15 protein-coding genes are annotated in these 15,490 nt (G+C 43.9%); 10 read left to right on the plus strand and 5 right to left on the minus strand.

Features of this window, described 5'->3' with window-relative positions; genetic code table 11:
• Window positions 1–33 precede the first annotated feature (33 nt).
• Both BLW16_RS20210 and BLW16_RS20215 read right to left on the minus strand, forming a co-directional pair.
• On the minus strand, window positions 34–1,098 hold the full coding sequence (locus tag BLW16_RS20210; protein WP_090559695.1) for a FecR family protein: 1,065 nt from the start codon (window positions 1,096–1,098) through the stop codon (window positions 34–36).
• An 87-nt stretch (window positions 1,099–1,185) separates the two neighbouring features.
• A complete protein-coding gene (locus tag BLW16_RS20215; protein ID WP_090559696.1) occupies window positions 1,186–1,752 on the minus strand; it encodes an RNA polymerase sigma factor in 567 nt (188 codons plus the stop codon).
• A 201-nt stretch (window positions 1,753–1,953) separates the two neighbouring features.
• On the opposite strand from BLW16_RS20215, the gene BLW16_RS23350 reads away from it, so the two are divergent.
• The 6 genes from BLW16_RS23350 to BLW16_RS20240 all read left to right on the plus strand — a co-directional run bounded on the left by BLW16_RS23350 (window position 1,954) and on the right by BLW16_RS20240 (window position 6,133).
• The gene (locus BLW16_RS23350) at window positions 1,954–2,118 is read left to right on the plus strand and encodes a hypothetical protein (RefSeq protein WP_175470657.1); all 165 of its coding nucleotides are present in this window, start codon (window positions 1,954–1,956) and stop codon (window positions 2,116–2,118) included.
• Window positions 2,119–2,243: 125 nt separating this feature from the next.
• Entirely contained in the window at window positions 2,244–3,116 is an 873-nt protein-coding gene (locus BLW16_RS20220; RefSeq protein ID WP_090559697.1) for an STAS domain-containing protein, read from the plus strand.
• A gap of 4 nt (window positions 3,117–3,120) precedes the next feature.
• Window positions 3,121–3,519, plus strand: a complete 399-nt coding sequence (locus BLW16_RS20225; RefSeq protein WP_090559698.1) for an STAS domain-containing protein — start codon at window positions 3,121–3,123, stop codon at window positions 3,517–3,519.
• Window positions 3,479–3,913 carry an anti-sigma regulatory factor gene (locus BLW16_RS20230; protein WP_245735401.1) on the plus strand — a complete coding sequence of 145 codons (435 nt, stop codon included), beginning with the start codon at window positions 3,479–3,481 and terminating at the stop codon, window positions 3,911–3,913. The genes BLW16_RS20225 and BLW16_RS20230 overlap by 41 nt, the downstream gene beginning before the upstream one ends.
• On the plus strand, window positions 3,906–4,928 hold the full coding sequence (locus BLW16_RS20235; RefSeq protein ID WP_090559699.1) for an ATP-binding SpoIIE family protein phosphatase: 1,023 nt from the start codon (window positions 3,906–3,908) through the stop codon (window positions 4,926–4,928). The genes BLW16_RS20230 and BLW16_RS20235 overlap by 8 nt, the downstream gene beginning before the upstream one ends.
• Window positions 4,928–6,133 (plus strand): ATP-binding protein, encoded by a 1,206-nt coding sequence (locus BLW16_RS20240; RefSeq protein WP_090559700.1) that lies wholly within the window; start codon window positions 4,928–4,930, stop codon window positions 6,131–6,133. Before BLW16_RS20235 ends, BLW16_RS20240 begins: the two co-directional genes overlap by 1 nt.
• Here BLW16_RS20240 and BLW16_RS20245 read toward each other — a convergent pair.
• Together BLW16_RS20245 and BLW16_RS20255 are read right to left on the minus strand one after the other, a co-directional pair.
• On the minus strand, window positions 6,120–8,096 hold the full coding sequence (locus BLW16_RS20245) for a M1 family metallopeptidase (RefSeq protein ID WP_090559701.1): 1,977 nt from the start codon (window positions 8,094–8,096) through the stop codon (window positions 6,120–6,122). The genes BLW16_RS20240 and BLW16_RS20245 overlap by 14 nt on opposite strands.
• A 470-nt stretch (window positions 8,097–8,566) precedes the next feature.
• Complete coding sequence (locus BLW16_RS20255; RefSeq protein ID WP_090559702.1) at window positions 8,567–9,649, minus strand: GAF domain-containing protein; 1,083 nt, start codon at window positions 9,647–9,649, stop codon at window positions 8,567–8,569.
• 316 nt (window positions 9,650–9,965) lie between these two features.
• Here BLW16_RS20255 and BLW16_RS20260 point away from each other — a divergent pair, with 316 nt between their 5' ends.
• From BLW16_RS20260 to BLW16_RS20275, 4 genes are all read left to right on the plus strand, one after another.
• Window positions 9,966–11,207, plus strand: coding sequence for a cystathionine gamma-synthase family protein (locus BLW16_RS20260; protein ID WP_090559703.1), 1,242 nt, complete (start codon window positions 9,966–9,968; stop codon window positions 11,205–11,207).
• A 71-nt stretch (window positions 11,208–11,278) separates the two neighbouring features.
• On the plus strand, window positions 11,279–13,882 hold the full coding sequence (locus BLW16_RS20265) for a PAS domain S-box protein (RefSeq protein WP_090559704.1): 2,604 nt from the start codon (window positions 11,279–11,281) through the stop codon (window positions 13,880–13,882).
• A 2-nt stretch (window positions 13,883–13,884) separates the two neighbouring features.
• Complete coding sequence (locus tag BLW16_RS20270) at window positions 13,885–14,259, plus strand: response regulator (protein ID WP_245735402.1); 375 nt, start codon at window positions 13,885–13,887, stop codon at window positions 14,257–14,259.
• A 357-nt stretch (window positions 14,260–14,616) separates the two neighbouring features.
• Window positions 14,617–15,036: a hypothetical protein gene (locus BLW16_RS20275; protein WP_139298369.1), complete on the plus strand. Its 420-nt coding sequence runs from the start codon at window positions 14,617–14,619 to the stop codon at window positions 15,034–15,036.
• A gap of 32 nt (window positions 15,037–15,068) precedes the next feature.
• Here the strand turns inward: BLW16_RS20275 and BLW16_RS20280 are convergent, their stop codons facing one another.
• A complete protein-coding gene (locus BLW16_RS20280; protein ID WP_090559706.1) occupies window positions 15,069–15,386 on the minus strand; it encodes a helix-turn-helix domain-containing protein in 318 nt (105 codons plus the stop codon).
• Window positions 15,387–15,490: the final 104 nt, after the last annotated feature.

Consider the following 15,490-nt stretch of genomic DNA (forward strand, 5'->3'; position numbering starts at 1 on the left):
AGGGGAAGAATGTTGGTCGCATTCTCCCCTTTTTTAGTAGATGATCACGTCATGTGCTTTTAGTTTAAAGGTGAATGGTTTAATTAACTGCATCGCTGTCAAAGCTTCTGTAATACTCTCTTTCGTAAATACACCGGTAAACCTGTATTTTGATGGCAAATCAGATTCCAGGTGGATCTGCACGTTGAACCAGCGTTCAAGCCTGGGTTTTAATTCTTCAAGCGATTCATTTTTAAAAACCAGCCTGTCATCTTTCCAGGAGGTTTCTTCAATATACTCTTTCTGCCCTATCTTTACAGGAACCACATGATCGATCATCATCCTGATGTCCCTGGGATTCCTTACGTAGTCTTTTTTCCCGGAGCGACTGTGCCGGCCTGTTGTAAAAGCAAATTTCTCTGAAGGACTTAGAATCACTTTTTGTCCGGACCTGTCATTGACAGAAAGCTCTATTGAACCGCGCAGCAGGGTAGCCTCAGCAGTGTGCTCCCTGGGATAAGCCTGAATATTAAACGCTGTTCCAAGCACTTTTACGGAGATTTTGTCAGTACGTACAATGAAAGGCCGGTTGGAACGGTGCGACACATCAAAAAAAGCCTCACCGGTAAGGTATACCCTGCGGATCTTCTTTTTATTTAAATCGGATGAATAGGAAAGCTGGCTCCCGGCATTCAGCCAAACAAGGGTACCATCCGGCAACATAAGTTTTTTACGGATGCCTTTTCCCGCAACGATCCTGGTTTTCACACCATCCCCGTCAGTGATATACCACCAGGCAAAGCAGATCAGTAAAATGACGAGGATTCCCGCGGCACCTGCCAGCAGCTTTTCGAAAGGATCATAGGTCTTGCTGACAGGTCTTTCAGCAGGAGCAGCAAAATCAACATAATATCTAAACTGATGGCGCAGGTAAAGTTCATCCAGCGGCAATTGCTCGTTGTTCTGCGCGGATGTTTGCCAGATCTCCTTCAGGATTTCTTCATAATAGACCGTATCAGGATACCCGGCCATCAGCTCGTTCAACTGTTCCAGTTCAGTTGCAGTAGCTTCACCAGCCATCTTACGGGCTAATAATTCTATGATTTTATTGCTATCCATCACAGCCGTACTAAAGTTTATATTGGTTTGTAAGTGTAGGACAACATTTAGCGGAAAACTCCCTAGTCCTTTTTGAAAAATAAAAACTTACATTAGTTTAAACTCGGCTTTTAGAATGGCAGTTAACCGTTTAACCGCCGTTACGAGGTGGGCATCAACCGTTTTAACAGATATATTCAGGATATCTGCCGTTTCCCGGTAGCTCAACCCATCTTCTTTGATCAGCTTAAAAACCAGTTTACAACGGTTCGGTAATGTTGCTGTGGCTTGTTCGAGTTTCCTCTTAAGTTCTTCATTGATCAGGATCTGTTCGGGATCCAGTGTGTCCAGCGCGATATCCACATGAATATCATCCAGGGATACCAGTTCCCGTCTGGAATGCCTGTTTAAGGTATTCAGCGACAAATTACGCGCAATCACAAAAGCGTATACGCTAATATTCTGAATGTCCATCAGTCTTTGCCTGTTTCTCCAGAGGGTGATCATGACATCATTGGCGGTTTCTTCCGCAAGCTCTCTGGACCTTAATAAACAATAGCAAAATCTGTATAATGAAGGGAAAAGAAATTTAAACAATTGCTGATATGCGCTTTCACTATCGTATAAGGTGATACGACTGATCAGGTCAGCTAAGTCTGGCAGACGTTTAGGCATAATAAGGGAATATTTGGTAAAATCAAATTTAACAATTTAACCTAAACATCCAAATTTATAATTACAACAATAATCTGACATTACAACGGAGGTTAATCAGTTTAAATAATGACCTTATTAAGGTTTATACATTAATAAGTCCGATAATTATAATTTATCAATTTTTATCTTTATATCAAGATATCACCAAATATAACTCTTATGAAAACCAACAATCCGTATCACAGAAGAGCCTTCCTTAAAACCTTATCCTATGGTTTAGGCACGCTGGCGCTAAGCCCGGCATTGAATTCACTCGCCTTTTGCTCAGCACGCCCTACCCGTAAACTGGTCATAGCACTGGTAGGTTTGGGCGGGTATATTTAATCTAAAATTCATAACGATTAAATTTAACGCAGCCATTATTTATTAAAAACAAAATATAAACGGTCAAATATGGGATTTAACGCGTTTTTATAGCTATCATTACATTATAATAAAAATATTTTACGATGTTTGAAAACATTATCAAAACGCTCAAAAGTAATAAAGGTGAGATCCTTGAATTATGGATGAAAAACCAACTGGCATCTTCAGTGATCACCGAAGATCTGATGACCAATCAGGAGTTAAGAAAACAATCAGAAGAACTCGTTAATGCATTGGTGAATAACCTCAACGAAAACAGTATCAACGATAGTCAGTCACCTGATTTTGACCAGTTGACCGAATTGCTTGGCGGCATCTCTATTTCGAGGGCACGACAAGGATTTAGCCCCCGCGAAACCGGGTCTTTCATCTTGAGCCTGAAAGAAGCTTTACTGGAAATCCTAAAAAAGGAAAATTCAAATGTAAATGAAGTTTTTGAAGAGAGCTTAAAACTAAGCCGCCTGCTGGACAACTTTACTATCCTGACTTTTGAGACTTTCATCAAAGGCCGCGAAGAGCTGATCATGCGCCAGACAGACGAGATCACTGATATCTCCACTCCCGTAATTAAAGTATGGGATGGTATCCTGGCTCTTCCGATCATCGGTACGCTCGACAGCGCACGTACCCAGGTAGTGATGGAAAACCTGCTGCAGGAAATCGTAAAAACAGGTAGCGGTATTGCCATACTTGATATTTCCGGCGTACCAACAGTAGATTCGCTGGTTGCACAGAATCTGCTCAAAGCAGTGAGCGCAACCCGCTTAATGGGAGCCGATTGTATCATCAGCGGTATCAGACCCGAGATTGCACAAACGATTGTACATCTTGGAATAGACCTGTCACAGGTGATCACAAAGGCAACTTTAGCGAGTGCCTTACAATATGCATTTAAATCATTACGCCTCGAAGTCAGAAAAACAGCTTTAGAGGCAGCGGGGGTAACTAATCAATAATTTAATGGAGAGAATTCCTATTTTAAAAATGGGGCCGTTCCTTCTGGTGACTATACAGATAGACTTGTATGACCGCCTGGCATTAAACCTGGAGGAAGACTTGGTGAAGATGGTTGAAAAAACTGCTTCAAAGGGTGTTTTAATTGATATTTCAGCACTGAGCATTGTAGATTCCTTTATGGGCAGGATCCTGGGGAATATCGCAAGCATGTCCAGGTTACTGGATGCGCAAACCGTTGTGGTAGGCATGCAGCCGGCAGTGGCCATCACGCTGGTTGAACTTGGCTTACCGCTAAACGGAGTTTATACAGCGCTGAATATGGAAAAAGGCATGTACCTGTTAAAATCAATGATGGATTTCAATGGAACCCAGCAAGAAGATGGAGATCATTCCTTTGACTAGAGGCACCATGATGGTGTTTAAAGACCAGGACGTGGTTCCCTTCAGGAACGAGGTAAAGGAGTATGCGGAAAGGATAAAGATGGGATTGGTCAATCAAACCAAACTGATCACTGCGGCCAGCGAAATGGTCAGAAACATGCTCAAATACGCAAACGGCGGACTCACAATCATAGAAATTGTTTCCAGAGGACCACAGAGTGGCGTGCGCGTCACTTTTAAGGATGAAGGTCCCGGAATCGCGGATATCCCACAGGCAATGCAGGACGGATTCTCGACAGGAAAAAGCCTTGGACTTGGCTTGCCCGGGACTAAAAGGCTCGTTAATGAATTTGATATTAAAAGTATTCCTGGTACAGGTACTACAATTACCATAATTAAATGGGCAAATGGTTGATGCAACACATACTCGTTTTACAGCGAACGACAGAAGCTATTTTTCTATTATAAAAAAAGAAATCCGCCGAAAAGCGGAAGAAGCCGGCTTTGATAAAAAACGGCTGGCTGATCTGGATCTGGTGGTTTCAGAAATGACTTCCAATCTGCATAAGTATGCCGTGGACGGCGAGATACTGGCCGGCTCATTCAGAGACGGAGATAACCATTATATCGAGCTGATCAGTATAGACAATGGTCCCGGAATGGTATCTCCACAGAAAATGATGGAAGATGGCGTATCCACCAGTAATACCCTTGGAATGGGCTTGGGCAGTATAAAAAGGCTGTCCGACAAATTTGATATTTATTCCATGAAAGAATGGGGTACCGTTGTACTGAGCCGCATTTATAAAAATAATATCGCCACCAAATCTGAAGCTGCCGCAAGACTGGACGTCCGACCGCTGGTGATAGCCATGCCCGGACAAAAGAAAAGCGGTGACGGTTCTTATTACAAAATCACAGAACAATATTTTAAACTTCTTGTGGCTGACGGCCTGGGACACGGCGAGGAAGCTAACCATGCTGTGAATGAAGCCGTTCATGCGTTTCGCTCCTGCCCCTACCACTCCCCGTCAGATATGATAAAATATATCCACCAGTCTATCCGCGGAACACGCGGGATGGTGGGCACGGTAGTAGTGTACGACTTTGAAAAGAAAGCATGGAGAGTAGCCGGCGTAGGGAATATCACCACAAGGATGTCCAACTTTCTGGATATCAAGAACCTGATGTCACACAATGGGATCATCGGGCTGAATATTCCAAATACGATCAACGATCAGGAAGTATCCATCGATAGCTATCACCAGGTAACACTATGTTCTGATGGCATCAAAGCCCGCTGGGAATGGAGCAAATTTGCCGGCATTAACCGCTGCGACCTCAGTATACAGGCTGCCGCTATTTACAAGGAATTTGCCAGGCAGACAGATGATATGTCTGTAGTCATGGCGAAAATAAATTTAAGATAATGGAGATTGTACAGGTAGCACTTGAAAATGAGATGGACCTTACGCTGGCCTATAAAAAGTCCATCAAGGCAGCAGAATTGCTTGGCCTTTCCATGTCTACCCAGACAGCATTTGCAACTGCCGTATCAGAAGTCTGCAGGGATATCATTGACAAAACCCATGAAGGACTGGTAAAAATAGAAGTTCAGGGAAGTGCAGACCGCTATGATCTCGCAGCAGTGATCACCTACAGGGAAAGCGAAGGCATTGATTCCCTCAGGGAGGGACTGCAATACGCAAAAAAGCTTGTCCCTGTATTTAACCATTCCATATCAAATTCGAGGGGCTTAATAGAACTGAAGCTGAATATACCCCGCTCCTCAAAGATCAGTAAAGAAAAATTGATCGCTATTAAAAGCTATTTTGAACTTGTTGAACCCAATACGCCCTATGAGGAAGTGAGGCAACACAACGTCAAGCTGTTCCAGATCAATGAGCAATCTGAAATGGCCTTAAGGCAGGCAGAGTATTTAAATGAGCAGAAAAATGAATTTCTCTCCGTTGCCGGCCATGAATTAAAAACACCCCTGACCATTCTAAGGGCCTATACCCAAATGGCATTAAGATCTGAATGCAGCCCTGAAACCCTGGCACATCTTAAAAAAGTAGATGCACAGTCGTTAAAGCTTCAAACGATGATCCTGCAACTGCTTGATATCTCAAGAATAGAAAAAGGAATAGCAGACTACAATATTGAACTGGTAGATTTTAATATGTATCTCAATGACATGGCTGACCTCATCCGGCAGTTGGTTCCGTCTCATGAGCTGATCATCTCACTGGACGACAGCCGCCCCGTGAACATAGATAAGCTAAGGATGGAGCAGGTTTTTATGAATATTGTAGGAAATGCAGCGAAATACTCACCGGGCGGACAATACATCTGGCTAAATACAAGGTTCCTCAGCAATGGAGACCTGCTGATCTCTGTTAGGGATGAAGGAATAGGTATGTCTGAAGAAGAATTGCTAAAAGTATTTGAGAAGTTCTACCGCGTACAGGACGTAACAAAAGCATTCAACGGCCTCGGAATGGGCCTTTTTATCTGTTCCAAGATCATTAGTGATCATGGCGGGAAAATCTGGGTTGACAGTATTAAAGGGCAGGGATGTACTTTTTTCTTTACCATCCCCGCCCCTGTTTTCAGACTACCTAAACTGGCTTAAACACGTTATTCTTACGGTTCACATCCGGCAGTTTTTGCTCAGGGTCCAAGACAACTGATTTCACTTTTTTCCCGGATGCGATTTTCAGGGTATAGGTCTTATTGATCAGCCAGGTTTCTACAGGCAGCACCTGCGTATATTTGCTGTCATCAGCAAAAGTAACTTCCACCTTTACCGGCATGACCATTTTCTCCAGATTAGCCACCTTTACCTGTACCGTTCTTTTGTCTCCGTTGCCGGTATAACTTACATCAAGGACTGCCTGGTCAAGCTTCCAGTTGTGATAGAACCAGCCTTTCCAGAACCAGGAAAGATCATCACCAGCCCCGTTTTCCATCGCATGGAAAAAATCGTACGGCGTTGGATGTTTGTAAGACCAGTCTGCAATATACTGGCGGAAGGCGTAGTCAAAACGCTCCGGGCCAAGGATCTGTTCCCGCAGCAGGATCATTCCAAAAGCGGGTTTAAAATAGGCATAGGCGTGCCTGTATTTTTCAGAGATAGCGTCTGCGGCGGTCATGATCACCGGCGCTTCGGGATCTGTGATAAAAGGAATGATCTCATCGGCAGGGTTTCCCTGTTTTTCTGCATATTCGCTATCCCTTTTTGGCGCATATTCGCCTTTGTTAAACTCATCAGAAGCGTATACATCAATAAAGGTATTAAACCCTTCATCCATCCAGGGATACCTGCGCTCGTCTGATCCAACGATCATCGGGAACCAGTTATGGCCAATTTCGTGTGCCGTCACCCAGAACAGTTCCTTTCCTTTGTCATTGATCCCGTCAAAAAGTATTCCCGGGTATTCCATCCCTCCAGCAACACCGGCTTCATTGACGGCTACTGGATAAGGATAACTGAACCATTTAGCGGAGAAATGTTCTATAGATCCTTTCAGGTATTCAGTTGACCTACCCCAGGCAGCATCCCCAGCGCTTTCTATCGGGTAAACAGACATCGCCAGGGATTTTTTTCCTTCTGGAAGGTTAATCCTCGCGGCATCCCAGATATAAGCTCTGGACGCACCAAAGGCCACATCACGCGTATTCTTCATCACGAAGTGCCAGGTGAGCTGACCTTTTTGAACAGGTCTTGACGTTGGGTCGTTCAGCTCTGCGGCGGTCCTGATCATGATCGTTTTATCGCTGTTGCGTGCAGCTTCCAGTCGTTTGTTCTGCAATGCGGTTAGTACTTCCTTAGGATTTTGTAGCTCGCCGGATCCGGCAACGATCATATCCCAGGGCACAGTGATCTTATAGTCAAAGTCTCCATATTCAAGATAAAATTCGCCAGCTCCTAAAAAGGGCAGTGTATCCCATCCACGCGAATCATCGTACACACACATTCTTGGATACCACTGGGCAATTTCAAAGATCTTTCCGTTTTTTGTTCCTGCAAAATCTGTACGGTTGCCAAAAGCGCCCGGTACGGTATATGCGTATACAATCAACACGTTGATTTTGCCTCCGGCTGCTGCCAGAGCCTCCGGTAAGCGGATCTGCATCCTGGTATCAGTGATGACATAGTCTGCCGCCTGTTTTTTCCCGTTGACCATGATCTGTACGGATTTGAAGTGGTTTCCGTCAGTTGTACCGTCAAAACTATATGATCCCGCGGTAAATTTTGATCGTGCATCTTTTTTATAGATTTGCTGGTCAACCTGCAGCCACAGGGAGCTCAGCACATTCGGGCTATTGTTGGTATAGGTTATATTTTCTGTTGCAGTCAGTGTATTCGCAAGGGTGTCTATCGTGGCGCTGATCTGGTAATCGGCATGATTTTGCCAGTATTTAGGACCTGGCCTTCCTTCGGCAGTGCGGAACTCATCACCCCGCTGGGTGTAGAAATTGGGTGAAAAAGCTTCGGAAGGCTGATAGATGCCGGTTAAGGGCTTGTTTTGAGCAGAGCTGTTCAAAGACAGCAACAAGCCACAGAGCGCAATACATAAGATAGGTTGTTTCATATTTTCAGTTCAGAACGCTAAAAGTACTGAATGAATTCCCAAATCAAAATGCTAATTTTATGAAATGTGCAAACAGAACAGGCTACTCTTTGTGCTTACTTCTGAAATGGACGCTCAGGAATATACTCATGAACGCTGCCCCTGCAAAAAAGAACCCCTGTAAATAAAGCGATTCAAGCAGGCTTAACGATTTTAACAATACCAGGCCTATAAAAACATTAAACAGGGCCCACAGCACATTGGTGGTTGATGAGGAAAGCCCTACTCCCCGTGGTTTGGAAAAGGGGTAGGAAACTTATTTCCGGAGATCCCGTTTACAAAGTGAGGAACCAAATTGGCAAAAAACGTACCGGCGAAAAAGACAGACAAATATGGAGACCATGTCATAGCTTAATAATAAATTATTTTTGATGAGGGTTACCTATTAATTCAACGACAAAAAACAGAATAAATTATGAAGCCAGCTTACCCTATTCTGTTAAAGCGACGATAGCCCGTATCTTCTCATCCAGTTCTTTCGCGGCCCTGCCAAGCATGATCAGCTCATGCGGATCAGAAGTGTAGTTATTCGCCTTAAATAACTCAACGAGTCCAAGGATGGAGGCTACGGGTCTACGGAGTTCGTGCGACTGTATATGTGCGATCTGCATCAGGCACTCGTTTTGCTCAAGAATCTGCTGCTGGTGGACCTTTTTCTCCGTGATATTGGTTGCAGTATAGGAAATACCGATGATCTGCCCTTCAGAGTTATAACCTGGGTCTAAAGTAACTGACCACCACATAATATCTTCGTTAAAGGTCACTTCCCGTTCATAATTTACCGAATCACCCCTCAACGCTTTATGATATTCAGAAATGAAATTTTTCAGCATATCCCCCTTCAGAATGTGCTTTACAGACTGGCCTGCAAAAACTTTCACCTGGAACAGCTTATCAATAAAATAGGCCATATTTTTATTAAAGGCTATCACCTCCAGATTTTTACCGATCAGTAAATGACAGCTCCCGGCACTTTCAAAAAAAGAACGCAGTTTGATCTCCGAGTTTTTAGCCTGCAGAAATTGTTTCTTTAAGATGTCCAGGCTCAGCCCCAGTTCCATGATCTGGATCACACGCTTGGCAAGTACCTTCAAAAGGTGCTTCTGAGCGGGCGATAAATTTCTGGGCTCCGTTCCGGCGACGCAAAGGCTTCCCACATAAAGCCCGTCATGGGTCCTCAACGGAGCACCTGCATAAAACCTCACCATTGATTCAACAACAAGTTTATTATTTGAAAACCGGTCATCCTGCAGTGCATCCTCAACGATCATTACTTCCTCTCCCTCCCTGAAATACTGACAAAATGTTTCATTACTGGCCAGCTGCTCCAGCGTAGTACCCACCTTAAATTTGATATACTGAATGTTTTTATTCATCAGCGTAATCAGCGCAATCGGTGCATCGCAAAGTTCAGATGCCAGCTGGACAATTTCCTGCATCTCTTCCTGGTGATTGACCTTAAGATCCAAAAACCGGTCAATCACACTTAAATCTTCAAATCCTTTTTCAAACATAATTCAAGGAATTATCGGGCGTTTTGAATATTTGGTTAGCTTAATAATAGCTATATATACTGAAAATCCTGAAAAAGGGTTTTACTTAAACGTTTTACTTTATACTAAAACATATATAACTGTTGATAAGATAACAATTAAATCCAATACCTCCCATAAATTGTTTTCGGTTGTCAATTTATCTATGCAATCCGACCTGAGTACCCCCGCCAACCAAATCAAAAAATATAGTAAATACTGTAATTGATCAGTTTAAACGGTTTTTTATTTTCAAATAAAAGCCGCAAGTTTGCCTTCGCTGTTAAAATGAAAAGAAATGAACGACAAAAAAGGATTTACAACTACTATATTACACTCTGATCGTCTTCTAAAACCTGAATTTGGTGCTTTACACCAGCCAATACATACCGCTGTGACCTGGGGTTATGACGATGTACAGGGACTGGTTAACGTATTTCAAAATAAGGCCAAAGGTTACGCCTATTCCCGTCAGGGAAATCCAACGGTAACCGCACTGGAACATAAGGTTACACAAATGGAGCATGGAATGGCTACAGTTGCTTTTTCAACCGGTATGGCCGCAATTTCTGCTACCCTGCTTGCTTTGCTGAAAGCAGGTGATCATATTATTGCCAGTTCCTACCTTTTTGGAAATACCCGCAGTGTACTGCAAACCTATACAGATATGGGCCTCAATGTCACTTATGTAGATGCTACCTCCGTACAGGAGTTCAGGAATGCTTATCAGGAAAATACGAAAATGGTATTTGTAGAAACCATAGCCAATCCTGCAACACAGGTGGCAGATCTTGGCCCTATTGGCGATTTCTGCGAAGAAAAGGGAATTATATATGTGGTAGACAACACCATGACCTCCCCTTATATCTTCCGTCCCGTTACTGTAAAAGCCAGCCTGGTGATCAATTCACTCACCAAATATATTGGAGGCCACGGGAATGCGCTGGGCGGAAGTGTAACGGATACTGGTTTATATAACTGGGACAAATTCCCAAATATTGCCGCGATACTTCGCGAACAGATCCGTCCCGAAATGCTGGGTATTACCCAGATCAGGAAAAGAGGTCTGCGTGATGCCGGCGGTACCCTTTCTCCGGAAGCAGCACACAGCATTTCCGTAGGCTCAGAAACAATTGCGCTCCGCTTGGAAAGAGCATGTAATAATGCACTCGCACTGGCCCGTTTGCTGGAGGCGCACCCTATGGTGAGCAAAGTATACTACCCTGGTCTGGAAAGCCACCCGGAGCATCAGTTGGCTGCTACAATTTTCCACCGCTTCGGCGGCCTGATGAGTTTTGCGCTCAACGACGGCGTTGACTGCTTTGCCTTCCTTAACCGGTTGAAACTTGTGATTAAATCCAGTAATCTTGGGGATACCAGGACCTTAGCCATTCCTGTTGCCCATACCATATTTTTTGAACTGGGTGCAGAAAGACGCGCTGAAATGGGTATTCCGGACTCTATGGTACGGTTATCAGTAGGCATAGAAGACGAGGAAGATCTGCTGCAGGATTTTAAACAGGCATTAGAAACCATATAATTAATCACATCGAAGTAGAAATTTTCTAAACCTTAACAAAAATTATATCTTAGTACTCTCATAAGATATCTATGACAATCTCAAATTCAGAGCATGAACTTTTTAAGTCGCTGGTTGAGGCCTCTCCTACGCCTGCCGCAATTTATGTCGGAGCAGACATTGAGATCAGTGCGGCTAACGATCTTATGCTGAACTTTTGGGGAAAAGATGCTTCAGTTATTGGAAAACCGATAGCTGAAGCCTTGCCCGTCCCCTCATCACAACATTTGGTTGAACTGGTACGGCAGGTATACACAAGCGGGACCACTTACCATGCCCGGGAGGAAAAGACAGATTTACTCATAGATCATCAAATCCGGTCTTTTTACTTCAGTATTACCATTAAAGCGATAAAAAACGGGGCTGGGGTTCCAACAGGGATTATACATACCCAGACTGACATTACAGAACTGGTGCTGGCGCGGCAAAAGATTGCGGAGACAGAAGAACATCTCGCCTTTGCACTTTCTTCCGCCGGGATCGGCACCTGGGACCTGGCCCCGCTCAACAATACCATAAAATGGGATGCCCGCTGCCGTGAACTGTTTGGTTTCGCCAAAGACGGCAATGTGACTTACCAGGAGGTGCTGAACTGTATACACCCTGATGATGAGTCTTTTGTAAGAAAAGCAGTGGAAAAAGCGATCACGCCGGGAAACGAAGGACATTACGATATCCGCTACCGGACGGTCAGCCAGGATCATCAGCAAATACGCTGGCTGCATTGCAAAGGCAAAGCCTATTTTAATGAGAAGAAAATAGCCTACCGGTTTGCAGGTACTGCACAGGACATTTCTGAGGAAGTGAAAACCCGCACGCGTGAGCAGCGGCTGCTCTGCCTGGTAGAACATAATGTTGACCATATGTCAGTAGCTGATATGGAAGGCAACCTGATCTATATCAATGATGCCGGAAAGAAAATACTGGGCATTGATCCTGACATGGATATCACTACGCTCAGTGCAAATGATTTCTACACACCCTCTGAACTTAAAAGGGTACAGGAAAACCTGATTCGGCAAATCCATGAACGCACCGGATGGCAGGGCGTGATCAGGTTAATGAACCGCATTACCAAAGAAGAGATCCCATGCCAGGTAAACTATATCCTCATCAAGGATGTGGAAACAGGAAAGGTCATCGGCAGAGGAGCTACCGCACGCGACCTGCGCCCGGAGATAAAAGCAAAAGCCGAATTACAGCGCTTGGGCATGATTGTCGATATCAGCGAAGATTTTATCAATTATTGCGACATCAGCGGAAATACAATTTACCTGAATGATGCAGGGCTTAAACTCATCGGCATGGATAAAAGCAGGATGAGCTCCAGCAATCTCTATGATTATCATTCAGAGGCGTCTGTAATTGCCATCAGCGATGTTATCATGCCGCAGTTGCTCAGCAAAGGCAAATGGTCTGGTCCCTTGGAGCTTGTACATCAGCAGACAGGTGAGATCATCCCTATTCATAAACAGTTATTTATCATCCGCGAGGATATTACCGATACGCCTATCGCCATTGCGGGTATTGCACGGGACCTGCGCCCCGAGTTAAAGGCCGGCAAAGTGATTGACTTTAAAAACACACAACTTCACATTGCCATCAGAGAATTAGAGTTCCTGGCCAATTCCGTTCCGGTAGTGGTATGGACAAGCAACCCGCGGGGACAGTTCGACTATATTAACCAGCGCTGGTATGAACGAAGCCCTATTTCAATCAGTAAGGCCCTTGGAGATGGCTGGACAGAGATCCTGCACCCTGACGATGCTGCCCGTACCCGGGCAGCATGGCACGAATGTTTAAAAACAAGCGATCCCTTCAGGATTGAGTTCCGCATGCTTGATAAATACGGAGATTATCGCTGGTGGATGGTGCGTGCGATTGCGTTGAAGGATGATAATGACAATATCATCAAATGGTATGGATCAAATATCGACATTACCGATCATAAAGAACTGGAACGGCAAAAGGATAACTTCCTGGGTGTAGCCAGTCACGAATTAAAGACACCTGTCACCAGTATAAAAGCCTACGCACAGGTAATGGAAATGATGTTCAGGCGCGCAGGCGACACAAAAAATGCGGAGCTGCTGGGGAAAATGGATAACCAGATCAACAGGTTAAATAACCTGATCGGTGATCTGCTGGAAGTAACCAAGATCAACACCGGGCGCTTACAGTTCGTCATTTCGCCCTTTAACTTTAACCAGATGGTTGAAGACGTAATTGAAGAAGTGCAGCGTACTTCACTGAAACATAAGATCCAAAAGGAACTCCGCTTTGAAGGAGAAGTCACAGGTGACCGCGAGCGCATTTTCCAGGTCATCACCAACCTGCTGACCAATGCCATAAAATATTCGCCTGATGCTAGCAGAATTATCATTTACACAGAACGAAATGAGAATGAAGTACAGCTGTGTGTACAGGATTTTGGGATAGGTATCAGAAGAGACCAGCAGGACCGGATATTTGAACAATTTTACCGCGTGAGCGGTTCCAGGGAACACACCTTTCCCGGCCTCGGCTTAGGTCTGTACATCTCGTCAGAGATCGTAAAACATTTAAACGGAAGGATTTGGGTAAATTCCGTGGAAGGCAAAGGTTCTACATTTTGTTTTGCCTTACCCCTCCAATGATCATGAAGCAACAAAAAATGGAAAGTAAAAAAATATTTATCGCCGATGATGACGAGGCTATCGTAGATGCGACGTCAATGATGCTGGAAATGGTAGGCTACCAGGTCAGGCATACGCTTAACGGCGCCACCGTACAAACAGCATTGCTCGACAGGCCAGACCTGCTCCTGCTGGATATATGGATGTCCGGATTCGATGGCCGCGATATCTGCCGCAGACTGAAGGCAGATCCGGCAACCCTGAACATCCCCGTGCTGATGATCTCCGCCAGCAGGGAGATCAGGGAATCCGCACTGGAAAGCGGTGCCGATGATTTCCTGGCCAAACCATTTGATATGGATGACCTGCTCGAAAAAGTTGCAAAGCTGATCGTCTGACTGCCCGTCTTCAAAAAGCTACAACATAAACATAGCGACTGAACACCCGCACCCGGATTTAGGTGCCCACCTGTGCTAAAAATAGTCAAAAGCAGTATTTATAGAAGTAAAATTGAAGATTCATATCTTATTTAGGAATTGTGGCACACTTCCTGTTTAGGTAAAGAGTCTATCTGTGAAAAGCAATTTGGGAGTATCCGCTGGATGCTCCCTTTTTGTTGGCACTGAGTGCATCTCCTCCCCCTCATGGCTTCTACTTACGCTTTCACCACTATTGGGTATTGCAGAGCCTGACAGATCATCCTAATTTTATCATCAACCTATCCGGGTTCATTCTGATCATATAAATAATAGATAATGATAAAAAAAATCGCATTTTCAATCCTTCTGCTGTCAGGCATGCTGCTATTAAGCATTAACGCATCGGCGCAGCAGCAAAAAACATGGACAACCCCAATCGCTGTTACCAAAATGAACGGCGGAAAAATATATGTCAGTTATTCCTATACGAACAAGGACAGTATCTTCTATAAGATAAAATCCAAATGCGCCGGGTTAAAACACATTTACACCTGCTTTGCATTTAAGTACCTGGACAAGAACAACATGGAACACACCTATTTCATCCGGGACATCCCGCTGGGTGAAAAATTTGAAAAAGAATTTAAGGTTTACGCATCAAATGGAATGAGTAAAATTGTAATGCCCTATATGCTGGAAACGATAGTTGCCTATGTAGATGATTCTTCAGATAAAATATCTATTATAGACAATTAAGCGAGCGTTGATGGTGTGCAAACTGGCAAAAATTATAACAGAGAAAACGGCCAGCTTGTATCATCATCTTCCAAAAGCTGAGCGGCTTTAATTTCCAGCACATCTGCAACGGCAAATATCATGGAGATATTTGTATTTACTGTTCCCAGTTCCATCCTGCTGATCTGACTATAATCCACATCCATCTGATTCGCCAGCTGGCTGATTGTTAAGCCCCTTAGCTTTCTGTATTTTCTTATATTGTTCCCCAGAGCAGTGATACCCTTTTCGTTACGCCTCTTTTTACTACCTTCCTTCATTGATCCTAAAGAAGATATTTTTTTTGATGCCTTATATGGATCGTTATCCATATTTTGAATTCAGTTTGTTCATTTTTCAAAAACCTTACTGCTGGTATGAAAAAAAATAAAAAAATTTATCATAATGCTAAATAGGTTTAGAGCAATAAAAAGTG

It is taken from the genome of Pedobacter hartonius (assembly GCF_900107535.1).
In the GTDB taxonomy this organism is placed as follows: Bacteria; Bacteroidota; Bacteroidia; order Sphingobacteriales; family Sphingobacteriaceae; genus Pedobacter; species Pedobacter hartonius.